At 40.7% G+C, this 25,953-nt stretch carries 11 protein-coding genes; 1 reads left to right on the top strand and 10 read right to left on the bottom strand.

What is annotated here, in order from left to right; all coding sequences use genetic code 11:
• Positions 1–2 precede the first annotated feature (2 nt).
• Positions 3–3,026 carry a SusC/RagA family TonB-linked outer membrane protein gene (locus BM156_RS09125; protein ID WP_093919551.1) on the bottom strand — a complete coding sequence of 1,008 codons (3,024 nt, stop codon included), beginning with the start codon at positions 3,024–3,026 and terminating at the stop codon, positions 3–5.
• 204 nt (positions 3,027–3,230) lie between these two features.
• On the opposite strand from BM156_RS09125, the gene BM156_RS09120 reads away from it, so the two are divergent.
• Complete coding sequence (locus tag BM156_RS09120; protein WP_093919550.1) at positions 3,231–7,271, top strand: two-component regulator propeller domain-containing protein; 4,041 nt, start codon at positions 3,231–3,233, stop codon at positions 7,269–7,271.
• Positions 7,272–7,513: 242 nt separating this feature from the next.
• Here the strand turns inward: BM156_RS09120 and BM156_RS09115 are convergent, their stop codons facing one another.
• From BM156_RS09115 to BM156_RS09075, 9 genes are all read right to left on the bottom strand, one after another.
• The gene (locus tag BM156_RS09115; RefSeq protein WP_093919549.1) at positions 7,514–9,634 is read right to left on the bottom strand and encodes a right-handed parallel beta-helix repeat-containing protein; all 2,121 of its coding nucleotides are present in this window, start codon (positions 9,632–9,634) and stop codon (positions 7,514–7,516) included.
• Between the two features lie 32 nt (positions 9,635–9,666).
• Positions 9,667–11,457 (bottom strand): hypothetical protein, encoded by a 1,791-nt coding sequence (locus tag BM156_RS09110; protein WP_139218249.1) that lies wholly within the window; start codon positions 11,455–11,457, stop codon positions 9,667–9,669.
• A 120-nt stretch (positions 11,458–11,577) separates the two neighbouring features.
• A complete protein-coding gene (locus tag BM156_RS09105; RefSeq protein ID WP_093919547.1) occupies positions 11,578–12,993 on the bottom strand; it encodes an alpha-L-fucosidase in 1,416 nt (471 codons plus the stop codon).
• Between the two features lie 35 nt (positions 12,994–13,028).
• Entirely contained in the window at positions 13,029–15,389 is a 2,361-nt protein-coding gene (locus tag BM156_RS09100) for a glycoside hydrolase family 3 N-terminal domain-containing protein (RefSeq protein WP_170846914.1), read from the bottom strand.
• 31 nt (positions 15,390–15,420) lie between these two features.
• Entirely contained in the window at positions 15,421–17,718 is a 2,298-nt protein-coding gene (locus BM156_RS09095; RefSeq protein ID WP_093919545.1) for a DUF5703 domain-containing protein, read from the bottom strand.
• 14 nt (positions 17,719–17,732) lie between these two features.
• Positions 17,733–20,138 (bottom strand): discoidin domain-containing protein, encoded by a 2,406-nt coding sequence (locus tag BM156_RS09090; RefSeq protein WP_093919544.1) that lies wholly within the window; start codon positions 20,136–20,138, stop codon positions 17,733–17,735.
• A 113-nt stretch (positions 20,139–20,251) separates the two neighbouring features.
• Positions 20,252–21,868, bottom strand: coding sequence for a sulfatase family protein (locus BM156_RS09085; protein WP_093919543.1), 1,617 nt, complete (start codon positions 21,866–21,868; stop codon positions 20,252–20,254).
• Positions 21,869–21,917: 49 nt separating this feature from the next.
• Entirely contained in the window at positions 21,918–23,522 is a 1,605-nt protein-coding gene (locus tag BM156_RS09080) for a glycoside hydrolase family 43 protein (protein WP_093919542.1), read from the bottom strand.
• Complete coding sequence (locus BM156_RS09075) at positions 23,519–25,915, bottom strand: right-handed parallel beta-helix repeat-containing protein (protein ID WP_093919541.1); 2,397 nt, start codon at positions 25,913–25,915, stop codon at positions 23,519–23,521. Before BM156_RS09075 ends, BM156_RS09080 begins: the two co-directional genes overlap by 4 nt.
• Between the last annotated feature and the right edge of the window lie 38 nt (positions 25,916–25,953).

The raw sequence follows: 25,953 nt of genomic DNA, 5'->3' as shown, positions 1-25,953 counted from the left end.
TTTTAGAAATTAAATGATAGTGAAAATAAATAGGTCCGGATAGAAGGTGTAGCACTATCAGTTAATCCTTGTCCGGTTTCCGGATCCAGCCCTTCCCAATGAGGTGCATAGGTAAACAGGTTGTCAGCACTTACAGTTGCACGCATTCCCTGAATCCCCCAAGGCTTAACCATATCGGTCAAGTTATAACTTAATGAAACCTTTTGCAGTTTAATGAAGCTTCGGTCGAAATATTTTGTTCCACGGTATGCTGCGTTGCTGCTATAATCGGGGCGTGGAAACATGGCACCGGTATTGGTCGGTGTCCAATAATCGTAAACCGGATGATTCAAATCAGCCCTGTTGGCATAACCATCATAATATGGGGTATTATTTCCTGATAGAAAATACCCATTCCCTCCCCAGATCGAATAGAGATAGGCCATTAAGCTAAAGTTCTTATACCTGAAGGTATTGGTCCAGCTCCACCTGAAATTTTCTTTACTCGTTCCAAGAAACTGGCGGTCTTGATCAGAAGTAATTTTACCATCTTCATTTATATCTTCCAGTTTATAGTCTCCCGGTCGCATCCCATCCATAATGGTACCGTTGTCCATGTCTTCCTGTTGGTAAATTCCAATAACTTTATAAGTATAAATGGTTCCTAATGGTTCTCCAATGAAATATCCTGAACTAATTAGATCATCTTCAATGCCATCACCGTCATTGTCCTCTCCATAGATCGTAGCCACTTTGTTCCGGTTTAATGAAAATGCGAAATCAGATGTCCATTCAAAATCCTGTTTTTGTAAATTCAAAGTATGTAAATTAATTTCAATACCACGATTTTGAATTTCTCCTAGATTTGAAGTAATACTGCTTTTTCCTGAGGCTCTTGGCAATGACAGGGGAAATAACAAGTCTGAGGTTTTTGTTTTATAAAGGTCAACAGAACCATTAATACGGTGGTTGATAATTCCAAAATCAAGTCCAAGGTTTAATCCGGTTGTTGTCTCCCACCCCAGATCGTTAAGTGCAAAAGACGAAATTGACTGAGTTACGGTATAAGAAGGATCTCCAGCAAAGAGATACTTACTGGTACCTACTTTAGCCAGGGTTTGATAAAGACCGATAGACTGGTTGCCATTTGAACCATAAGACACTCGAAGTGCCAGGTCATTAATTGCGTCTATATTTTCAATAAAGTGCTCTTTCGAGATATTCCAGTTAAAACCGGCTGATGAAAATATGCCCCATTTATTGTTTTTGCTGAATGCCGAGTATCCGTCGCGACGAACCGTCCCTGTTAGCGAATATTTATTGTTAAAAGTATATGTTGCCCTTGCCATTTGCCCAATTGCAAAACTCTCGCCACCTCCGGTTGAAGCTGTTTGGGTTTTCCCATCTTCCAGCTTATAATCCAATAATATGGTATTGTCAAAATCTTCGGCATATGCGGCCATGCTCTCATATACATATTTCTCGCGCGAATAAAGCAAGGTCACGTCTACATTGTGCTTCTCTGCAAAAGTCCGGTTGTATTTTACAATGTTATCAAACAAAGTACTGACAGAACGACTGTACGAACGCTGCCCTATGCCGTTTTTTCCTTTTCCGTTGATGGTATTCTCATTGTAAAAATAATTTCTTTCATTCCAACGTAATGAATTAGAATAATTGATCGTATAAGATAACCCCTTAACACCTGGCACACTAATTTTACCGGTTACGATTCCGTTTAGATTATTCTGTAAATCATGATCGACAGTCGCAATTTCCCAAAAAGGGCTGTTAAATGAGGTAGTAGTTTGTGGGAATTGCTTGTAACTGCCATCTTCATTAAACACCGTTGCCCACGGGCTAAAGTGAGTGGCTCGATAAATACTAGGAGAATCACCTGAAAAATCTCGAACACTGTATGAACTTTTAACTCCCAGGTTGAACCAATCAGTTAAATCGCTGCTAATATTAACCCTTCCCGTGAAATTCTTATAACTGTCATTTAAAACGACCCCTTTTTGGTCGGTCATCGTAGCTGAAATATAGTAAGAACTATTCTCAGTACTGTTTGAAACACTCACATTAGCCCTTACATTGTATGCATTTTGTCTGAACATTTCGTAAGGATCGGTCAAGGTTGGCCTGTGATCAGGTGTAGCTTCATAGTTTTTCTGCTCTTCATCCTGTAAATAAAGGGGAATGTTATTGGGATCAGTTTCTAAGCCGTTAGCTGCCCTAATATCCAATAGTCTCTGAATATACCCGTCAGCATCATACACTTCCAAACGTTCAAGCTCATTACTTATCCCGTAACTCAACTTGATGTCAAATTTAGGCTTACCATTAATTCCACGTCCGCTTTTAGTTTCAATTAAAATAACACCGTTGGCAGAGCGAGATCCGTACACAGCAGCTGCACTTGCATCTTTTAATACTGTCAAACTTTCAATATCATCAGAAGAGATATCTCCAATTGATCCGCCATAAATAGCACCATCAAGAACTATTAATGGACTATTCCCTCCCGTTGAGTTTTGGCCGCGAACGCTAAGCCCTGCAACCTGACCAGCCCTGTTAGTTCCTCCTACATTAAGCCCAGGAACAATACCTTTTACGGTTTCTAAAACATTATTAACCGGAACCTCACGGTAAGCTTCCAAGTTAGCTTTAGAGACAGATCCTGTAACTGCCTGCTTTTTGCTAGATCCATACCCAATAGCAACAACTTCCTCCAGACCAATCACATCAGGTTCCATCATAACATTAATCGTAGTCTTATCACCTACGTTTACCTCTTCTGCTGTCATGCCAATAAAAGAAAAAACAAGGGTGGCTTTCCCTGAACTCACTGCCAGAGAATAGTGCCCATCCACGTCAGTGATAACACCATTCATGGTACTTTTCTCCACCACATTGACTCCGGGAAGCGGATTCTTGTCGTTATCGGTAACTGTCCCGTTAATCGTTTTTTGCTGGGCATGAGTTAAGCCGATTCCGCTCCAAAAAAGCAGCGAGAACAGGAGTGCCCATTTCGTCATTTTTTTCATAAAGTTTTAGTTTAAATATTATCAGTGAAAGTTAGGCTAGTCATGCTCAAACAGGTATCACATATCAGGCAATCATTATTCCGTATCCGTGACCACTATAACAAAACCGGAAATCTCTTTACCTATATCGGAAACTGGCTGAAATATTAACATTATTGAATAAATTTGTGACGACCAACCACGAATAACTAAGTGATTCATATTATGAAGCAAGTTGCTCTTCTTCTTCTCATTACTATTCCAATCACATGCTTTTCTGAATATAAGTTCAAGAAAATAACAACCAAAGAAGGGTTATCGCTTGACAATATTGACTGTATTGCGCAGGATAGAGAAGGATTACTCTATTTTGGAGCGAATGAAATTAATCTATACGATGGCAATTCAATACAGAATTATAGTTTAGTAAAAACTTCAGGTTTCGGAAGTAAAGTCAAAGCAATAATTCCTATATCTACCGGGAAAATTTTATTTGGCACGTTGGATAGCGGACTTTTCCTTTTTGACAAAGAAACGGAACGCATTACCCCACTGCCTCTTTTATTAAATTCGGACTCCCTAAATCTCCCAATTATCTCCTTACATGACGATCAGCAAGGCAAGCTTTGGATTGGAACACTAAACAGGGGGCTCTTTTCAATTGAAATAAAAGATGTTTTAGAATTAAAAATTCAGGAAAGTGTTGCATGCAAAAAATATCCTGGAAGCGAAGACTACGAAATCAATTCAATTTGTTCTTCTCAACAGCAAATATGGCTCGGAACAAGATTTAACGGGCTACTTGAAATGACAAAAATTGATACTCAATTTTCGAAACTATCAAAGTCTGAAATACCGCTCTCCTCTCAAAACATTTGGACGATTAAACGATTCGGCAATTCATTGTTCATTGGGACTCAAGCTGGGTTAAATATCTTTCATTTCAAAACAATGAAGAGTAATGTTTATCTCCAAAAACCGTCTAATCCCACACTCTCAAACAATATTATCAGGGCCATTTGTAAGGATAAATTTGGAACCCTCTGGGTCGGCACCCAAGAAGATGGACTGTACGCTCTTAACTTCAGAAACAAGGAACCAGAAATAAGCCATTACAAAAATATTCCAACAAACTCAAACACGCTTAATGTAAATAAAATACTTTCTCTATATACAGATCGACACAATAATTTATGGATTGGAACCTGGAATGGAGGTGTTAATCTGTTAAACCTACACGATCAGCAATTTATTACTATTCGAAACAAAGGGAAAGCAAACAACTTATCGGAAAATATGATATGGGCGATTGCAGAAAAAGCAGCTGGAGAATACTGGCTTGGAACACATGGCAGTGGCCTTTGTAAATTTGAAAAAGATCAGCCGTATTTTAGCGAACAACTCAAAACAAAGACTATAAACTCCGTTTCAGATTTATACTTCGATAAAAACCGAAAGATTCTTTGGGTGGGAACTTGGGGGAATGGATTAAAAGCGTTCTCCTATCCCCATATGAATCCTGAATTCTCACAACAGCTTGATTCATCTTTACTAAAGGAAGATCGAATTTATCAAATCGTAGAGGATGAACATGGAGTTTTATGGATTGGCACGGTAACTCATGGACTATTCAGCATTAATTTAAAGAATAATGACAACACCATAAAACAGCATCCTTTCTTCAAACAAACCGCTCTGGATTCTGGATTAAAAAATGTAGAAATTCGAGCAATTATACCAGATAAAAACAACGTTTTATGGATTGGAAGTCTAACAAAGGGATTGTTTAAAGCGAAAACAGATGATAGGGGAAATATCGTTGATATGAAATCCATTCAATCCATAAAACTCCCACATGAAAAGCAGATACCAATAAGGAGTCTTTACTTGGATTCACAACAAACCCTGTGGATTGGACAAGAAAATGGGGTTATTAAATGTTACAATACGCAATTAGATTCATTCAAGCTCTTTACCCACACCCCAAACAATATTGCCTCCGCATTTACTGAAGATCATAAAGGTAACATCTGGATTGCCTCATATCACGGGTTAATCAGCTATCATATTGCAAGTGGCGAAAAACAGGAATTTCTTACCGAAACTTGTTTTTACACCCTTTTCTTTGATACAAAAACAAATGAAATGATTACTGGATCCAATAAAGGAATCTTTTCGTTTTACCCTTCTCAACTAAAAAAGGATCCATTCTACCCCGAAATCATTTTTTCTGAATTAAAAATTTTCAATACAACGATAAAGCCTGGCGAAAAAATAGAAGGGACAACTCCTCTTACTAAAGCTATAAATTATACAGAACAGCTTACGCTTCCCTACTCTTGCAACGTATTTACAATTAACACTACAGCCTTATCCTATTCATCACAACATAAGAATCAACTATACTATAAACTAGAGAATTTTGAAAGATCCTGGAATCAGAAAACAGGTGCTGCGACATCAATAAGCTATACAAACCTCTCTCCTGGTGAGTATACGTTAAAAGTTAAAACTGCCAATAAAGACAATACCTGGAATCCTAAGATTCGCCATCTAAAAATAAAAATTCTTCCTCCCTGGTGGAGGACGGATATGGCCTATACCGGTTATTCATTGATCGTAATGCTGATTGGTTTTATCATCTATAGAATAATAAAAGCACGAATCGACATCAAACAAGCCTTGCACATTGAAAAAATAAAGCAAGAGCAAAAAGATCAACTCAATGAACTTAAGTTATCTTTCTTTACAAATATTTCTCATGAAATAAGAACCCCTTTAACCTTAATACTAGGTCCACTTGAAAGTATGTTGCAAGATGAACAAGCTAAAACGCCCCGTTACCGCCAGCTTACCCTAATGCAAAAGAATGCCAACCTGCTTCTGAATATGGTCAACGAAGTGCTTGATTTCAGAAAAATGGAAAAAGAAAAGATCACGTTAAAGGTGATAGAGCTTAACCTGAATGAATTCATATTACAAATATTGGGACAGTTTGAAGGGGAAGCCAATAGAAAAAACATCACTTTAAAGTTTTTTACTGAGAGTCAAAACACAAAACTTTGGGCTGATGAAAATTTACTTCAAAAAATTCTCTTCAACCTCATCTCAAATGCAATCCGATTTACGCCCCCTAAAGGAAGCATACAACTATCAATCGAAGAAAATCAGACCGCCATTCGCATCACCGTAGCAGATAATGGAATCGGAATTGAATCTAAAGACCTTCCCCAGATTTTTGACCGATTTTATCAATCATCTTATTCTAATACTTCAGGCGGCTCCGGAATCGGACTGTCGCTTGTAAAAACAATGGTTGAACTTCACAAAGGTTCCTTGAGTGTAGAAAGTCAGCCGGGAAAAGGCAGCTCCTTTGCAATTGAATTTCAGAAAGGGAAGGCTCACTACAGTTCCACCGATATTCGTGATTTGAAATTTCGAGATAACACGCCTGGTAAAGATTCAAGCATCGAAGAAAAAGTTGATACTTCCTCATCGAATAGACATAGAATTCTTATTATTGACGATAACGATGATATGCGCTTTTACCTTAAAGAGAGCCTGACCAAATATTTCAATATTATCGATTTTGATAATGCCCGCGAAGGATTCACTTATCTTCTCAAGAATGACATATCACTCATTGTTTGCGACATAATGATGCCTGGCATCGATGGAATTGAATTTTGCAAACAGATCAAGTCGGAGCTTAAAACATCTCACATTCCAATCATATTATTAACCGCCAAAACAGCAACTGAATCAATAATAGAAGGTTACGAAAAAGGAGCTGATGACTACATTGGAAAGCCTTTCAGTATTGAATTGGTAAAGACAAGAATAAACAACCTAATTGCGCAACGGGAAAGACTCCAGCAAAAAATAAAAACACTGAATTTGGAACCTTCCAATATTTCACCAACTTCCCTGGATGAACAATTCCTACGAAAAACGATCGCCTTAATCGAACAGAATATATCCAATCACGACTATACCGCTGAACATATGGGAAAAGCTCTCGGAATCAGCCCGGATAGTCTGTATAGGAAAATAAAGAACCTCACAGGAATGAGTACCACCAAATTCATTCGCATGATTCGTCTAAAAAGAGCTGCACAACTGCTAAAAAGCACAGATTACACTATCTCAGAAATTTTGTATGGAGTTGGCTTTACCAATCCTTCCTATTTTGCAAAATGTTTCAAACAACAATTTGGGATCTCTGCTTCAGAATACCAAAAACACAAAACTCCACAGCTGGAATAATTAAACAAAACGCTTTAATCATTTGCTCCAAAAACACATGGAGTTAAAAACTAGAAAATAAACTTGAAGCAGCTAATGGATCAAGCAAAATAGATTTTAAACTCCCTATATTGAAAGCGCACTTGAATGCATCAACTCTAAAAATCCCTCCCCTCAACTTGCAACATCTACTTTACAATGCCTAATAATAGTTTGAACTAGCCAATAAATAGCAGCCAGAACTCTCTATAAAAATTTCTGTACTATTTTTCCTTCATATTCTGGTCAACTTCCTGATCAAACGCCTTGGTAACAGCAGCCGGTAGTTTTGCTTTTTCAATCCATCCTGCCTTACCATAAACCCCAACTAATTCATAATCAAACGGCTTAAATCCAATGTTTTTTACATTACGCTTATTTCGTAGCTTGAAATTATACTTATCAGCATCTTTGAAATACGGATCTGCAATAATACTGTTGACGTCATGTCCCGATTTTTGCCAGTCAGCAAAGGATTCGCCATTAAAAACATAGTGATCTCCTGTGGTATTCCAATAGAGGTTATTGTCCATGTGGATATCAATTTTCTTCCAGGCACCTTGCAAAACAACACCTTTATCGAAAACAACAATGTTTCTCTCAAAGTTGAAGGAACGATGTTCTTCTACCCGGGTACATTGCAACTGATACAATTTAGCGAAAGCAAAAATATTGTTTCGAATAATATTATTTTCGCCATAATGCTGATGAAATCCTCCCGTTTTTGTACTGTATACCAAATTGTTTTCCATGACAATATCTGAAGATCCCTCATCGGTATAAAGTCCCCAGCCGCCATACGAATAGGCATGTACATGGTGAACAACATTGTTGCTAATTACTGTTCCTTCTGATTTACCCAGTGTATAAACGGCAGCCATATCACTTAGCAACGCCCATCCAATGTGATGGATATTATTGTGCGTGATTTGGTTTCTCTTGGCATTACTTTCAGCATATCCCCATATCCAGCCAACAGAAACTCCTGAGTAATAAAAATTGCCGATGTCGTTATGGGACACCTCATTATCGGAACTATGACCAATCCATACACCAACCGCAGAAGGAAACTCCTGCCCTCCGGTTTGGATGATGTTGTTATGTAAGCGAATATTATGGGTATGCTCATCGCCCTTTTGGGGAGCAAAATCTCCCAGGTAAATGCCTCCTCCTCCTAAGTCATTCAGGTAGCAGTGCTCCACCTTACTATAACTGCAGCCCTTTCCGAACCATAAGGCATGTTGCCCGGTTCGGGAAATTTCACAATCGGTGAAAGAGATATTCTTCGCCCCTTCAAGCATGATTGCAGCGTTGATCAAAGCGGCAGCCTGGTTCGGTTCGGAACCAGTGCGGGGCATTCTATAATGACAATGACTAAAAGCAAGCCCCTCGAAACGAATGTTCTCCACCAATTTATTGTTTTTTGCATCACCCACAACAGAGATAATATTTTCGAGTACTGGAGCGATGATCTCCGTATTTTCAGGAGTCTCTCCTATCCGAGGTATATAATAGAGCATGCCAGCCTTATTCAGGTACCATTCTCCCGCTTCATCCAATGCAACTGCATAGTTTTCAAAAACAATGCGTCCTCCTTTAAATAAAGGATTCCAAGGTTTCATCCCTTGTCCCGACGTGTAAATCCTAGCACTATCCCTATCTATTTTATCAATAAACCGCAAAGTAAAATCCCACTTATGGTATGCCCTAAAGCGAACATTTTCTATCTCTTCATCCGTAATGCCTTGAAGCGAAAGAAAATTCGCCTCATCGAATGAAAGTACCTGTTCGGCTTTTTCAGCCACACGTCCTGTACCTCTAGTCCAAATGTTCTGTTTTACACCACCAATTTTCAAGAATCCGTTGTTTGGAGTACGGGCCAGAACGGCTCGCTTCCCATTGACATATAATTGATCAAATCGCCAGTTATAGTACAAACACTCCGGAATTTTGGCTTCCCAGATTCCTTCATCATTGACCTTAAATCCGGATAGTTTTTTTCCTCCACTAAACTGTGGTTTACTTCCTTCTTCTGCCTTATAAATGATGGGAAATTGAGAAGTTCCACCATCTTCTGGTAGCAGCACCAAAGGTTCAGTCATCTCATAATGGCCAGCTCGAACAATAATTTCAATGGATGAGCGCAGTGCGTTTGTTTGTTTATAAGCGCGAACTGCATCTCTGGCTCCCGTTAGTGTTGCCAGAGGTGCTTCCTTCGTTCCCGGCTTTAGATCGTTGCCGTCAGGAGCAACAAAGAACTTAACCTGTGCCGTGCTCTCCATATGACAGCACACAACAAATAGTGGGATCAAGAAATAGCTTAGAATATTTTTGTTTGGTCTCATTATTATGATGTTTAGACTGTTTTTTATACTTATTATCGGATCATTTCAAAATATTTACTCACCGCTTTTTCCATTCCTTCATCACTATGTAAGGCTTCATAATGATTGTTAAAACCATATGGAAGATAAAGCGTAGCACATTGTTGGTTATTTTTATTCAGAGCCTCGAACTCTTTCCAAAGTTCCTTGTATTGAAGATAAGCATTCTCAATGCGAACACGGTCATAGTTCCCCGTTTTGTCTCCTTCCAGTCCTTTCAGCATAACAATCCACGCCTGCTGAATAATTTCATATTTGATACGGCCATAAGAACAGGATACTTGCAGGTAATCTTGAAATTTTTCATTCCCTGACTTAACTTGACCGGCCAGCTTCTCAATCTCTTTCCAGATTCTAACAGCTTCAGCTTTTTCGTCCAAAATAGCTTCCACCATATTATTAGCTACAATACGCTCAAATTCCTTGTTCGTTTTCCCCCAAGCTTCATCTGTGTGATCATTAAATTCAGGCGCTGTGAGGCCTCCCATATACTGATCACGAATCCACCAAGGGTTGATTGGAGTCAACTCACTGCTACGCCCAAGGAATACTCCCCTGGTTGATAGTAATGCGATTTGCCTAAACGTATTCGCATCTGCATCAGAAAGCCCCAATTCCTGAGTATATTGTTTGAATATAGCTGGTTCTGTCAAGCTGGTATCCTGTGCCCATTGACTCAATACGTAGGCATTCAAGTCGCACCACAATTCATTGGTTATGTATGGGCCTTTCCAACCTCCACCACGCGACCAGGTCCAAACCCCTTTGAAATTAGGATTTGCTTTTAAATCGCTCAGGCTTTTCATTCCTTCCTGAGCCTGATTCTCTTCAAACCCATTAATAATAGATTCTGCTACGTAATTCGGATGAGCTCCTTTTCCTTCATATTCGCGCTGACATTGTGCTTCGACTATTTGAGCATGTTTGCCAATCCCCAGCGTAGGGTTAAATGGAAAGGTGCGCAAGAAATCGCCCTTAGTATGTTTGATGGAAAAAATTAGATTCTTATGAGGCTCGATCTGATTGGTTATGGCCAAGTAAACTTCCGGTTCTGTGTGGAACCACCCAAAGTCCCAGGTGCGGTAAAACAGTTTTTTATTACGCTTCACACAAATTTCATCGCGTAAAATATTGAGAAGCTTAACATGATCTGCGATTCCTTCCTTTCCCTGCCGAACAGGCTTTCCCCCCATATGAAAAGGTGTATCGTGCAGGTAAGTTTCGCCAAAACGAATCATTAGACCATCCAACGTTGGGAAACGCTTAAAAATCCCGTCAATCTGTGCTCGTATTAACTGGCTGATAATTGGATATTGCACGTTTGGTTTACGTACATTTTTTACATCTCCGCCATAACCATGCAGGTTGGTCTCCTGCTGTCCCATTGATTCACCATACTTTGCCCAAATCGATTTTGGAGCTACAAAGATGTCCGTAAAAGCATAAACATCCAGCTGTGCTGAATCACAAGCAGCCAGTTTTTTATCAATCATAGCTGCACGTTGCTCAATCCATTTGCGCTCATCACTTCCAATTGGTACAATATTCTCTTCAAAATTATCATACGTAATGGCACAGTTAATGTACCACTGAGGAACCATGCCCTTATATCCTCTACTTTTTAAGAAAGAGGGATTAGTATAGGTTGATACTGTTGGCGCCTCTCCGGGATTGTTATAAACCATGTCCAAAACATAAGGAAGTGTATTCGTTTTTTCAGATTGACTTTGGCATCCCAATCCACAAAGCACTAATACAATATAAAAGATAAACCGTGTTTTCATTCGATATATATTCCAACTTAATAAAAGGTAAAGTAGCCCCATCAGCTCAGCAACAAACTTATTGGAGCGTGTATTTCGAATCAAGTACTATCTCTTCCGTTTATAGTACTATTTTCACATTTAATCTGTCCCAATGACTTGGAACGTACTAATTAAAGGACAAGCGAGTGCATTGGTTATTTTCAACCGTACAGCATCGGTTGCCGGAAATTTAATATCGGCTGCAGAAGCTCTCCCTTCTAGAATAATTCGCTTATAGCCAATCCTTCTACCAGAAAAGACATCGATCCACTTACCGTCAACGCGGCACTGGATCGAATAGCCATCAACACGCTGCCCCAAATCGATGAATTCCTGGAGAATAAAACCATCAACCTCCTGAACCTCTCCCAGATCAATCTCTATTCGCGCATCAGTAACCTTGTCATCAGTTGCGAAATAAGTTTCATAATTCCCATCTACTACTTGCTGAGGTGAATACGCCTTGTCCCCTCCTCTGAAATTTGGTGCGCTTACTTTAGCTTTTTCAGAACGGGCTAAGTCTCTATTATGCAGCTTGTCAACCCAAGTTTTGAATGCAGTAACTCCATCAACCGTATTCTCATCAATCAATCCATTCCAATTTGGAGCCAGGTTCAATAATGGCGTTACGCCATACCCAACCGAAGTCAGGTAGTAGTTTTGCATTTCTTTCAGGCTTATCACCGGAGTGTTATTATGAAACCAGTTTCCCTGCCAGATAATTGAAGGTTCAGCAGGATACCAACGCATGACACCATCAATTTCAACCCGGTAATTCTGATCAGGGGAAATCCCGCCATGAGCTCCAGGCCAGCTAATGCATCTGTCTGGAAGGAATTCCACCATTGTGCCTGAGTCATAGACGACAGCATCCGGTTGATTTTCCTTGATCATTTCGGCGATTTTCTTATAGTCAAGCTTCAGTCCATCGGCTTTATAGCCATCAAACCAATACTCATCAATTGTGCCGTACTGTGTACTCAGCTCGGTAAGTTGCGCAAAATAATAATCTCCATAATCGGAATATTTATCCGAACCTGAATTTTCAAAATGCTTATCAATTATCGATACATAAATTCCAAAATAAATGCCTCCCTTGTGACAGGCTTCACTCAATTCTTTAATAACGTCTCCTTTTCCCTCTTTCCATGGCGAAGACTTTACAGAATGATCTGTTGTTTTGGTTTGCCAATTGCAAAAACCATCGTGATGTTTTGCAGTAATTACAATCCCTTTAAATCCGCCCGCTTTTGCGGCTTCTACCCACTGCTCAGCATCAAAATCTTTAGGGTTGAATTTTCCTGGATCTTCCAAGCCATACCCCATGTGATCATCGCTAGGGTAAAAAGTCTTCATTCCGAAATGAGCAAACATGATATACTCGGCTTTATGCCATCTCAACTGAGCCTCATGGGGAACCGGCAAAAAAGGTTCTGGTGGAGACACACTCTTTTGACATGCCGCTATGCTTAAAATACTTATTAGGATAATAGTAAGTCTGATTAGTTTAATCATGGTCTTTAAATATTTAATTTGCTTATCGGATACGGCTATTGTAAAACTGTAAATTCACCATTCAGGCGGATATCATCCGATGAACTGCCAATTTGAATTTCAAAACTACCCGGTTCTACGACTTTTTCCATCTCCTGATTCCAAAGGCTCAACTCTTCAAAGTCAACGGAGAACTCGACTAGCTTAGATTCTCCAGGCTGTAACTCAATTTTGCTAAATCCCTTCAGTTGCTTCACAGGCGTGGTTACAGAACTAATCTTATCGCGCAAATATAACTGCACCACCTCTTTTCCTGCTCTATCGCCTGTATTTTTAACCTTAACAGAGAGCTCTACAGATTGGCCATCCTTCACCTCTTTGGTTTTAATAGTAAGATCAGAATATTCAAAATCAGTATAACTTAAGCCATGCCCAAAGCAAAACAGCGGCTCGGGTGATGAGAAAACATAATCGCGCCCGGGATCTTCCGGAGTCCCTCTACGACGGTAAAGCCCTCTTCCTGATGGTTTATAGTCATAAACCGTTGGAATATGGCCGGCACTTCGAGGTACTGATACTGGCAATTTCCCCGAAGGATTTACCTTCCCAAATAAAATATCTGCGACTGCATGTCCTCCCTGCTCTCCGGGATACCAGCCCTCTACGATGGCCGGAATGTGTTCTTTTTCCCATTCAATGGAATAGGGACGACCGTGAATCATAACTAAAACCACTGGCTTTCCTGTTGCTTGAATGGCTCGAATCAGCTCTTGCTGAACCCCTGGCGGATTCAATGAAGCACGATCCATACCTTCACCACACGTATTGTGCTTATCCAATTTCTCATTGCCCCAGCCAACTCCAGAGTAAATTAAACTGGTACCACCAATGGCCAAAACCACCACTTCACTATTCTTTGCCGCAGCAATCGCCTCTTCAAATCCGCTTTTATCCAAGTCTGTAATGCCGCAGCCTCGGGCATAATTGATCTCTACTTCATCTCCAACCAACTGTTGTATCCCCTGCAAAAGAGTCACTCCATAGTCATTACTTTTAGTAACGGTGTAATCACCAAATTGTACCTGATCAGCATTAGGCCCAATCACTGCGATGGATTTGATCTTATTCTTATCCAAGGGTAACAGCTGATCCTCATTCTTTAACAATACGACAGACTCTTCAGCCATTTTCCGGGCATGAGCGATGTATTCTGGAGTATGGATTTGTTCCTCACGTTTTTTCGACACTTTAAACGGCCGATCGAACATACCGGCTTTGAACTTTGCCAATAAAATGCGCCTTACAGCAGTATCTACAACCAACTCATCCATTTCTCCGCTTTCTACAAGCGTTTTTAGTTCGCCATAAGCAGACCTTCCAGGAGCTTCCAGGTCAACCCCCGCTGTAATGGCACGGCGAGCAGTTTCTTTCTTATTGTCACTTACCTTATGGAAATTCTGCATCATATTGATGGCCGTGTAGTCAGAAAATACATACCCCTTAAAACCCCACTCTTCTCTGAGAATATCGGTCAATAGCCATTGGCTGCCATGTACTGGCACTCCATTCACCTCATGATAACCCGGCATTATGCTGTAAATATTTGCTTTCTTTATCGCATCCTCAAATGGTTTGAAATGCAGGCTTCGCAATTCGTGCTCTCCCATCACGGCTGGCGCAATAAAAATACCGGATTGAGGAATTCCACAGCCCACAAAATGCTTTGCGGTACACATCAACCTATTCTCAGGTATCTCTGTTTTTGTCACTTCTGGATCTCCTTGCATCCCGGTTACAAATGCCACCCCCATTTTAGATACCAAATAGGCATCTTCACCATAACACTCTTCAATTCTGCCATAACGCGCATCGCGTCCTAAATCGAAAAGAGGAGAAAGAGCCTGGTCAACGCCGGCCAGTGAAGCTTCCTTCGCTATAATCTCGGCCATACGGTAAATCAAATTTGGATTCCAGGTACTGCCTTGCCCTATCGCCTGAGGAAAGATAGTGGCCCCCAAGGCCATCTGCCCATGCAAGCATTCTGCAATCTGAATGGCAGGGATCCCCAGCCTGGTATGCTTACGTAGGTAAAGATCTGCAGCTTCTGAGAATTTAGCAATCTTTTCGTGCTCCACAAAAGGACTCTCAAGACAACCAATACTTTGTCCACCAAACAGTTTCTCCAGCGATTCTTCGGTTACTTCTCCCTTCTCATCCAGCTTAAGCTGATTGAGACTTTTCATGGATAACTGATCGATTTTCTCGTCCAGTGTCATCCGGGAAAGTAGATCGGTTACTCGTTGCTCTGCCGGAACCTTAGGATCCTGGTAAGGATATTTGTTTTTCTGAGCTGATGTGTACAAAGAAAATATGCATAACATCCACAGAAACAATATTGTCTTAATTCTTTTTTTCATCTTATTTAAATTAATTCTTCTTTTACTCCAACTAGTTTTCATTCCAAAGGACTATATCCTTTTTCCGGCTTTCAGGCTCTACATCTAATTCAATCACTGCCCCATTCCTAATCACTCCTGTAACAGTCGTATTTTTAGGAGCATGGAGTTTAAATTCAACATTCCAGTCTTTCGGCCATGCCGGAGTTATAATAATCTTTTCCCCTACAGACTTAATCAACATCTGTTGCAATGCCGTTGAAGCCGAACCACCATTATCATAATCAGGAACCCAATCATTTTCAGCTTTCCAGAAGTAAGGATACCGCATAGATTCATTACCATTCGTAAAATGAGCAACAACATCCTCTTGGGCATCCTCTGCAAAACCAACATTAGCCGCATGAATTGCATCCTGATACCAACACTTATTGCTTTTAATGCGACGTGTAAGATACGTATTCCGAGCAAGCTCTAATTCAGGTTGCCCGACACCATACAAAGCATATGGAAATACGGGATAAAGACTTGGATTTTCCTGATTAGATGCTTTACCGTACTCTTGAGCCGGTGCAATTCTCCTCACTCCGTCAATAGTATCAAATGGTAATTCGATCAGTTCTGTCAATGTTCTCCCCCATTGTTCCCGCATCTTTTTTGTGGTTAAGGTTTCCGATAAATTGACTAGGCGGGGTAAAACATAGCGTAAACCACCTATAATTGTACTCGGATTTCTCGCCCCCCAATATGTTTCAACTGCATGGGTTGGATAATATTGAATTTTACCATCTTTTCTTTCCCAATGTTGGTCAAAAAAAGTCATTATCTCAGAGGCGACAGGAACCAGGTATTCTTTTGCAAAACAACTATCTTGAGTATAATCAAAGTAGTCAAGCATCATAGCGCTTAGTTCAATTCCATTGTCCCAATAATTTTTCATGTAGGGATTATTCGGATTTGGAAACGATGCACTCTTTGGAAGCTCTCCTTCCGCAGGCTTTTCTTGTTGATAATAGAAGCAAGTATTACTATAAGTCCCCCAAAAGTATTGCGTTTCAGGGAAAAATGCCCCCTCGTGCCCATAGTAAGTTTGTGTTCTGTATTTTGCCAGTTCAAGGGCATTTTTATACATATCGAAAAACGGCATGATTAAATCTTGATCGCCACTTGCTAGCATTGGCCAATACAAATGACGATTGTTCTGAAACCAATATGCACCTCCCCATCTACGATAATCCGGGTCAAATGAGCCTTCCGACTGTCCAACAGTAAAGATTCCACCATTGAATTTTACAGGCATCGTTCCTCGTCCCGACGCAGCCAACTGATACCGTTGATGAATATATCCAGCCGTTACGGCTTCTGCTTCTTTATTGCCTGAAATAAAAATACTACTACGCTTCCAGAATGAGTGCCACCAGCCACAATGCTCTTCATAGGCATCGCTTAAATCTTTGGCTTGAATTTCTTTATCCAAAGACTTAATATCATTAATCCACTCCTCTTTTGTATGAGTTACTTTTGTCAGGCAAGTGATCGAAACATGATGTTTTTTCTGTGCTGTAACAGATTTGAGTTTATTCTTCTCCCGTTTCATATTTTCGCCTGAAATCAAAGCTCCAAAAGTCCTGTTCAAAAGCGGATCTTTATTCTTCTCCAGATAACCTCCGAGTTCTTGCCCTTTCAACGTAACCGGGTAGATTGATTCGGCATTACGGTGAAACCAAATCAAATCGTCCATTTCCGAGGACTCTGGCACAATTTCATCGGCAAAAAGCTTTGGGTTGAAATATTTGAAAGTTCCCATATCTGAGAAAGGAATAAGATCAGCTCCTGATCCTTGGCGGTTCTCTTTTCTCCATAAATCCAAATTAACCTCACACTCTGATGCATCACTTCCCTGAGTTTCTATATGAATAACCGGATTGTTTGCATCTATCCAAACTTTCAAGCTGGTAAACTTCTCATCATTTCCTAAACGAACTAAAAGTTGACCATTAACAATATCTAACTCTTGCTTAAAAGGGGTGTTCAAGCTCACCTCCTCAGGAAAAGCTTGAACACGGACCATCCCCAACTTGAGCAAACGTCCTGCTTCATCCCAGGAGTCGGTATGGCTCAATAGAAGGACCAATTCTCCATTTTTTTGTATCCAAACATTGGCACCAATCTGGCCATTTCCAATCGGCACTGAACCCAACTCATTCATCCCCGGGGAGTCCCATAAAACATTGTACGATCTGTATTTCTCAAGAGTCACATCTTTTGCTTTCTTATGAGAGCACCCTGAGATAAACATTACAATGCAGAAAAGGACTAACTTTATCGATAGCACTTTTATAAAATTCATTGTCTTATTTCTATTTAATTTTTATATCCAAAAGCCTCAAATTCAGCCAGACTAAATGAAGCTTTGTTTTTGCCAATGATCCGTAAATAACGATACGGCTTGGGATGATTCAAAAACACTTCCCACATATTGCTGCACTTTGTATCTGTTTTATAAAAAGATACAACTTCATTTTTAACTGCTAATACCGTGTAATCTTTGAATGAAGGATCGTTGGACGCCTGAACCTCATAACTTGAGCGGGATGCCGGCTCAAAACGATCTTTGACCGGAATAATCACCAATTTTTCCAGCACATATTCTGATTCCAGATCTACCTGGTACCAAGATTTTCCCTTGGCATCAGCTGCCGTGTGCCAATACGTGCCCCAATTATTATCATTGCCATATTCTGCAAGATTGTCATCTTCCTCAGAAGAAACTGTTACCGGCTTATTTTTTAGTAAACTTTCATGTCCGTAGCTATGTGCAGCCAAATCCTGATAATCTTCTTCCAATCCGGCATTTTCCATAATGGCTAAAGCGGAATCGGGCCATGCGTTATTTCCAATGTAATGATAATTGATCAACTGCGCACCTCCAGCACTGGTACATGGAGCATCACCGTAATTACTGTCAAAAATCACCCGATCAGAGCTTGACATCCAGGCCCTGCAAACATGCTCGGCATGAGAATCTTGGCTTACATTGTGCTGCCAACGCGAGTCGTTGCTCCAGTTATCAGCATAGAAAACATCCATCACATTACGACTGGAATACACCACATAATTTTCTTCAACCAGGCAATTCGGATAGTAGCCATGAGTGTATAGTGTTCCTCCATCACGAATACCCCACTTGTGCATAGCCGAAGAACGCGAAAGTAAATTCCTGCGGTAAGTCAAACGTCCAATTCCGGGATGATGCGTGGGCTTATCTCCAATACGAGCATGAATTCCTGCATAAGCAATATCCGAAATGTCGTTGTTTTCAATGATCACGTCGTATGCTGCAAAGGTATTGATAGCGCTGGCCTGGTAATAATCACGTCCAATGTTGCGCACTACATTATTTCGTATCAGGGTATGCTTGCAGATTGTATTATTAGGACAAAGTAATTTGTTAGTGTACCACTTTCCAGTGGATATGGCTGCTGCGCTCAAATCGTAGAAGTAATTCCCTTCAATTCTTGTTCTATGTGCCCCTTCGTAAGGCTGAATACCACACGATCCCAGATGTCGAAAAACTGAATTTAACACCTGCACATCGTCAGTGTAGTTTAAAATAAGCTGGCCTGGCACTTCAGAATCATACTCACCTGTAATTTCAGCCTGCGATCTGCCCAGCATGTGCTTTTCAGGGTAAGTCCAGTTTCCATGCTGAAAAATGAGGCCATCAAATACAATATTTTTAATTCTTGCTTCGGGAGTTCCATTTAATTCAATAAGGCCTTCCACTACTGGCACATAGGCTTCTACCTTTTTCATATTTTCCCATGGCTGAGGGAAATAGTATAGTTTGTTTTCGGTGGTGTTCAAACACCACTCCCCGGGCTCGTCAAGCTCCTCAATGGCATTTACAATGTAATGCCCCATTGCGCCCGATGCATCTTGCCAGGTAGTCCACCACTGAAAATCAGGATTTGGCAAACGAAAAATATAGGAACTGTCTGTTTCAATTATTTCTTCGACTGAAATTTGCATCATTTTAAAAACAAGCAAGGCATGCAAACTAATATCTTTTACATTTGAATAAGATTTCGGCATGTCGACTTTACTAAACTCAATACCATCCAGCTTTTCTTCAGTTTCCGGGTCATTCCACCAATGCCTTGTGGGATGATTACTGATTTCGGAACGCACTTTACCCTTCTGGATATCGCCAGACTTAGGAGCCGTTATGGACCTAAACGGCTTGTTCGAGATAGCCTGCTGTGCACGAATGCCATTGACATATAGCTGTTTAAAATAGGGAGCATAACCTTTTTCTTCAGAAACATCTGCAACAAAGTAGTCTTTTCCTGAAACCTTTTTCCAGCCCTCTACTTTGCGACCTCCACAAATCACCGGTTTTTCATTAGTAAGGTTCCGGTAAATTATCCGGTAGCCATTTGATCCTGAATCCTCTGAACGAAATATCACAGTTTCATCCAGCTCATAACGTCCCGCAGCAAGATAAACATAGAGGTCCGACTTCATGTTTTTATTCAGTTGGTGCTTACGGATATAATCTCTTGCCCCTTCCAATGTTCTTAGGGCCCTTTCAGGGGTTAATCCATCAGCAGAATTATCTCCTTCCGGGCTAATGTAAATGGCCCTCTGCTTAATAAATTCAGATTCTGCTTTTCTGGCATTTAAAGCATTACAAGTCAAACTTGTGGTTAAAATGCTCAGTCCCAAACAGACCAAATATTTGCAATAATAAAATTTCATATACTTCATTCTTTTTCCTTAGATCAAACTTGATTAGGTTAATCATAAACAACAAGAGTTTACCTCTTAAATTTTGCTCTTTGTTGACTGTTGGATTTTTATTGTCTATTACTTTTCTTATTCTAAAAATTATTATTTCCAGCTTCTTTCGGCTTAGGAAAAGCCCTTATTGAACTATAGCGTTTATAAGTCTCAAATATTCCTTCGTCAGATCCAACCATGCGAGGATCTCCGGTTCGTATCAACTCTTTCCGAAGCTCTTGCTTGAGTTTTGCTCTGATTGAACTATAATTCTTATCTTCAATTAAGTTATTCAAACAAAAAGGATCTTCTTTGATATTATAAAGCATCTCTTCCGGCTGCTTCTCAAAGGCTAAATCAAAAAAAGGCCTGACCTCTTTTTCTTCAAAATGCTCAACTATGTAGGATTTTGCAGGACTTCCGTCCACATCAGTAAAAGCCCAATCACTATGATGTTTTCCTTGCTCATCAATACCATATAAAGGAAGAAGCTCATTTTCCTGGTCGGGATTCAAACGCTGTGGAGCACCAGCTGGCCAACGATCCGGTTTCATATTCCAGACATATAAGAAGTCGTTATTGCGAATAGCTCTTTGCGGATACCCCAAGTTTTTCCAACGTGACGAAGAGTGCCTTTCTCTTCCAGAAAATGCAAATTGTCGAGAACGATCAACCATTCCATCCTTATCTGAAGTCAATACTTCTACAAGGCTTTTACCTGTTACAGGCATCATCCCGTCTGCAGTGGTTTCAGTCAGTTCAAGTATAGTAGGTGCAAAATCGATGAATGAAACGACATCTTCCACCACGCGTCCTCCTGGAAATTTCTGAGGATACCGAATAGCCAAAGGAACATGAATACCGTATTCAACACATAAAGCTTTAGCCCGGGGAAAAGGCATACCATTGTCTGATGTAACAATAATGATGGTATTTTCAAGCTCGCCAATCTCTTCCAAGTAATTTATCATTTTTAGCAGTTGCTTATCAAACCATTCTATCTCCATCGCATAATCAAGTATGTCTCCACGGATTTCTTCCGTATCTGGCAAGAATCCGGGAACCTGCACATTCTCAAGCTTTTTGCCTGATCTTTTCCAAGCCCCCTTTTCATACACACGATGAGGTTCATAGCCACCATACCAGAAATAAAAAGGCTGGTCATCTTTTCGGCCTGACATAAATGCTTTGAAATTGGCGTAATAGTCTATTGATGACAGTCCAGTCGTTTCTTTTTCAGTCGCATCATAAGCAAGCTGATTAAATCCCTTTCCTGCAGCATTTTCAATCCGAAAAGAATCTTCTTCTATATGATTACGATGATACTGAAAAGGCGCAACTCCTTTACCGGTGTAGCCTGTCAAATATCCATTATCCGAGAGTAAATCAACAAATGGGACATACTTATCAAGCCATCCGGAAAAATGCTGACCGGATTGTTCATTTTGCCAATGATGCCGGCCTGTCACCAGCGAACTCCTTGAAGGCGCACATCCCGGAGAACCGGCAATGCAATTAGAGAAATAAATCCCCTCTCGAGCCACTCGATCAAATGCCGGAGTTCTTACAAAAGTGCATCCTGCAAAGCTTGTATGAGCAAAAGACTGATCATCACTAATCGCAATAATAATATTTGGTCGCTTCGCCTTGCATTCCTCAACTGTTGTTGTACAAGCAACCATCAAAAGCATTCCTGATATTCCTATCGTTCTTTTCATTTCCTTTTATGATTAGATCTCCATTATTCCAAAATCCATTTTAAAATCCTTAGAGCTCACCTTTTTCTTGATACTTAAACCAGTCATAATACGCCCAAGCTGTTGACTTTTCGCCATTGCCTGATGCAAATAATCCCACATAAGGACCGGTATAACCACCACTTACATCGGCGCTCATAAACCGACTATCCACCGAAGCTATCGTGTGATAGTTTGAAGAACCGTTTTCTGCATAACTGAATTCATAAAAGGTTTTCTTACCTCCGATTTTTAGTTTGATGGATCCACCTTCAACAGGTATTTCCGCTTCACGGTGAGTAATGCTTCCGATACGGTACTCCAGAACGAGATATTGTTGATTATTCCTTTTTTGAAGAAATAAATCGTAATGGTAATTATTGCGCGACATAATGCAAATACCGGCAGTTTCATTGTCAGCTTTTGGGGCAAATACCAGTTCCGTTTCTGCACTAAAAGACCAATGCTGAATGCGGCGTCCCACAAATGTGATTTCACCTAATGCATCGCTTAATGTCCATTTTTCGCCCTTCAGAGCCAGAGATCCTTGCTTGTTATCCAGCGAGTAATTTGATGCCACAGGATTTCGAATGTAATTCCATTCCAGACCAAGCTCTTTTTCATCAAATTCAGTCAATGTGCTTTTTTCAGGAAACGGTTTAAGAGGCAGTGTGGGTACATCCATTTGTGCGGTGGCCACACCTGTCTCATTCACCACCGGCCAGCCATTTTTCCATTCTACAGGAACCAGGCTGGTTTCTCGTCCCAGCACCGGACAGTTACCAACTGTTGGCCGGATACAAAGAAAAACCATCCACCAGGATCCATCGTGAGCCTCTATCAGATCACCATGCCCGGTACCCTGGATCACGTCATAACTATTCCGCGCAGTCAGGATGGGATTATGCGGACAACCTTCATAGGGACCCCATATATTTTTACTGCGGGCAATGGTCACCTGATGATTATAAAACGTTCCACCCTCGGCCGTCATCAGGTAATAATAGCCGTCTTTTTTATACACATGAGGAGCCTCGATGTACTGGGCTCCACTCCCGGTCCACAGCATTTTTATTTCAGAAAGGATTTCTCCTGTTTTAATATCAATTTCTGATTGATAGATAGCCCTTGCATCGTCAAAAGAGGTTGCCCGGTTGGACTGAAAATACACTTTACCATCGTCGTCCCAGAAAAGAGAGGGATCAATACCTGATTGATCCACATATATTGGATCAGACCAGGGACCTGCCGGATTAGTGGCTGTTACGTAAAAATTGGCATTTTCATTTCTGGAAATCATTAGCGTGGTCACCATGTAAAACACACCATTGTGATACCTTAGTGTGGGTGCATAAATTCCTTGAGAAGGCGTCACCTTTTCAAATGGCAATTGGCTCTTGCGCGTGAGGCAATGCCCGATCTGGTTCCAGTTGATCAGGTCTTTACTATGAAAAACAGGCACCCCCGGAAAATATTCAAAGGTGCTGCTTACCAGATAATAGTCATCGCTCACTTTGCAAATACTGGGATCGGGGTAAAAACCTGGAATCACCGGATTTTTATAGCCCTGCCCAAACGTTAAATAGGGAAATATTAACGCAAAAAAGACGATAGTAATAAGTGTTATATTTTTCATTGTTTCAATACTGATTTATAAGGTGCTTTTATGCCAGCCTCTTTCTTAATTTGCTCAAAATCGACCTTTGCACCGGAAAGCTGAGGCTGCTCCCATTGAAAAGTCAAATTTGTACTTTCAGGGTTTAGTGCACTCATTTTTTTATCTTTGATGGCTTCATCAAAAATCAGCAACTGATCAACACTGTATCGAAGACAGTTCGCTCCCAAATGTGCCACAACTAACTTTCCATTACCAGGCTTTCTTGTTTTTGCAATTTTCTTTTCTACCACAGCGCCATTAACATAGAAGCGAAATATTTTACTATCATAGCTAATGGCAAAACGGTTTTGCGCATCTTCTTGCAAATCATTTTCGACAACCAATTGGTGATTGTTTTCTTTACCTCCTCCCACATTGAGATATGCAATAGCTTTGCCTCCTTCAACGAGCATTCCGTAATAACCATCAGCATCTGACTTTCCATTTTTACTGAGTACCCATTGTCGTTCGGTCCATCCACTCAAATCCAAAAAAGTAGATGGAAGCTTAAAATCTGCAACAATCGTAAATTCGCTATGATCGAGTTCTGGGCTATGAGCAAAAACAGGACGTTCTATATCCCAGTTAAAGTTGTTATCTTTCCATGTGAAATTCCATGGACCTGTTTGGCGGGCAAAACTAGTTACCTTACCACTCGTTTTCCCAATTACATTACGTTCAAAATAAATATATCGGCTATGAGAGTCCATGCCCATGCCATCCACCACACCATGTACATCTGGGCCTTTTACAATCTGGTCAATAAAATTCTCCTGTAATATGGTTCCCCGGCTAGCTCCATTGTTGTAATAACCTGCAGCATCTCCCATCGTTTGAGATGTATGGTGGATGTAATTACCAATAAAGCGGTTATTAAAATTATAAGTCTCCACATGATCTGTCCAACACCAACCGTTACTGATACCACTGTTCCCGGTATAGCCAATCTCACAATGCTCTATCAAATTATTGTGACTTTGCATCACACACAATCCAACAGCTGCCGGATGTACCTTGCCGCCATCGTGGATGTAACAATTGGAAATGATATTGTAACCTGGAGCCAGGTCAAAAGGAATACGATCTTTCACCACATTCCGATCGGGGCGTCCCAATAACAAACCACCACCTCCAAGATCAAACATCTCACAACCTTGCAGTTTGATATTAAAGCAACGTTCACCAATTCTCATTGCATAGGCACCCACATGATTGAAACGACAGTTCTCAAACTGAATGTGCTCAGCGTTCACCAATTCCACCGCCTGACCTGACCTCGGTGCCGCCTGTGCATCCGTATAGCCGCCTCTTGGATGATCGGGGAATTGTGGCAGCCCTTTTTGAATCTCTTGGGGCCATTGCGGAGTCATATCGTAAATACCTAAATTGTAACGGGCATATTTAAAGCTGATGTTCTTAAACGAAAGGTATTGTACTTTCTTCAATGAGTCCCCTTGGAATGACATAAACTCATTCAGGTAGGGAGCATAAATTTCCATCGTATTCGGGTCTTCGCCTTCGGCAGTCAGGTAATGCACTTCTCCTTTCTTCCCATCGAGGTACCACTCCCCCGGCTGATCCATAGCTGCCGGAATATTCTCAACGCGGTAGCGCATCTCCTTTCCGAAGGTGCCGATGGGATAACGACAAGGTGAATTAAAATAGACGTCCTGCTTTTCTGTATCTATTTCGCGTATGGTTTGCCAGGAACTCTCCCAACTGTGATAAGTTAAGATTTCAGCCTCATCCCAATTTTCCCACTGTTGAATATCGCCTTTCCTAAACTGAAAACCACACCGGCTTTCCCAATATTGACCTGGCTGTTCTTCTCGCATTTTCTGATTCCAGGTATATTTCCCAACACTATCAGCATATTTAGTGAGTGGACCTTTTGTTTTTAAGAATCCTGCATTGGGAATCCGGGCGCGAGTCAGCCGTTTCTCTCCCGCAAACAACTGTCTGAAATACCAGTCACCACTTCTTACTTCTGGCACGGAGGCTACCCAGTGATTATTCTTCACCTTTCTCCAATTAGTGATTTTTCGCCCGGCAGTGATGAGCACACCGTCTGGTTCAGCTCCCTGAAAAATGACCGGTCTATCTTTTTCACCATTATCCTCTGGAGTAAAAACCAGGGATTCATCTAAGGTATATTCACCCGCTTCAATCATTATACGGACACCTTTATCAGGCAAACCATCTTGAGCTTTTAACTCCCTCACTAGTTCCTGAGCCCGCTTAATGGTAGCCACTGGTTGTTCCTTACTGCCTGCAGCATTGTTATTGCCAACAGGTGACACATAAATATTAACCTGCGCGATAACGCTCAAATTAATTAAAAACAATAGTGCAAATCCTACTATCTTTTTCATAGACTTTTATTATATGAATATCTGATATCCCTACTCTA

The organism is Sunxiuqinia elliptica (assembly GCF_900113005.1).
Lineage (GTDB): Bacteria > Bacteroidota > Bacteroidia > Bacteroidales > Prolixibacteraceae > Sunxiuqinia > Sunxiuqinia elliptica.
The sequence above is the reverse complement of the archived record's forward strand: the minus strand, read 5'-3'. Positions and strand labels throughout refer to the sequence as shown.

Excerpts from the sequence above, each read along its gene's own strand:
- BM156_RS09075 (WP_093919541.1), bottom strand. The coding sequence starts at position 25,915 with ATGAAAAAGATAGTAGGATTTGCACTATTGTTTTTAATTAATTTGAGC.
- BM156_RS09125 (WP_093919551.1), bottom strand. The coding sequence starts at position 3,026 with ATGAAAAAAATGACGAAATGGGCACTCCTGTTCTCGCTGCTTTTTTGG.
- BM156_RS09095 (WP_093919545.1), bottom strand. The coding sequence starts at position 17,718 with ATGAATTTTATAAAAGTGCTATCGATAAAGTTAGTCCTTTTCTGCATT.
- BM156_RS09085 (WP_093919543.1), bottom strand. The coding sequence starts at position 21,868 with ATGAAAAGAACGATAGGAATATCAGGAATGCTTTTGATGGTTGCTTGT.
- BM156_RS09090 (WP_093919544.1), bottom strand. The coding sequence starts at position 20,138 with ATGAAGTATATGAAATTTTATTATTGCAAATATTTGGTCTGTTTGGGA.
- BM156_RS09110 (WP_139218249.1), bottom strand. The coding sequence starts at position 11,457 with ATGAAAACACGGTTTATCTTTTATATTGTATTAGTGCTTTGTGGATTG.
- BM156_RS09080 (WP_093919542.1), bottom strand. The coding sequence starts at position 23,522 with ATGAAAAATATAACACTTATTACTATCGTCTTTTTTGCGTTAATATTT.
- BM156_RS09115 (WP_093919549.1), bottom strand. The coding sequence starts at position 9,634 with ATGAGACCAAACAAAAATATTCTAAGCTATTTCTTGATCCCACTATTT.
- BM156_RS09105 (WP_093919547.1), bottom strand. The coding sequence starts at position 12,993 with ATGATTAAACTAATCAGACTTACTATTATCCTAATAAGTATTTTAAGC.
- BM156_RS09100 (WP_170846914.1), bottom strand. The coding sequence starts at position 15,389 with ATGAAAAAAAGAATTAAGACAATATTGTTTCTGTGGATGTTATGCATA.
- BM156_RS09120 (WP_093919550.1), top strand. The coding sequence starts at position 3,231 with ATGAAGCAAGTTGCTCTTCTTCTTCTCATTACTATTCCAATCACATGC.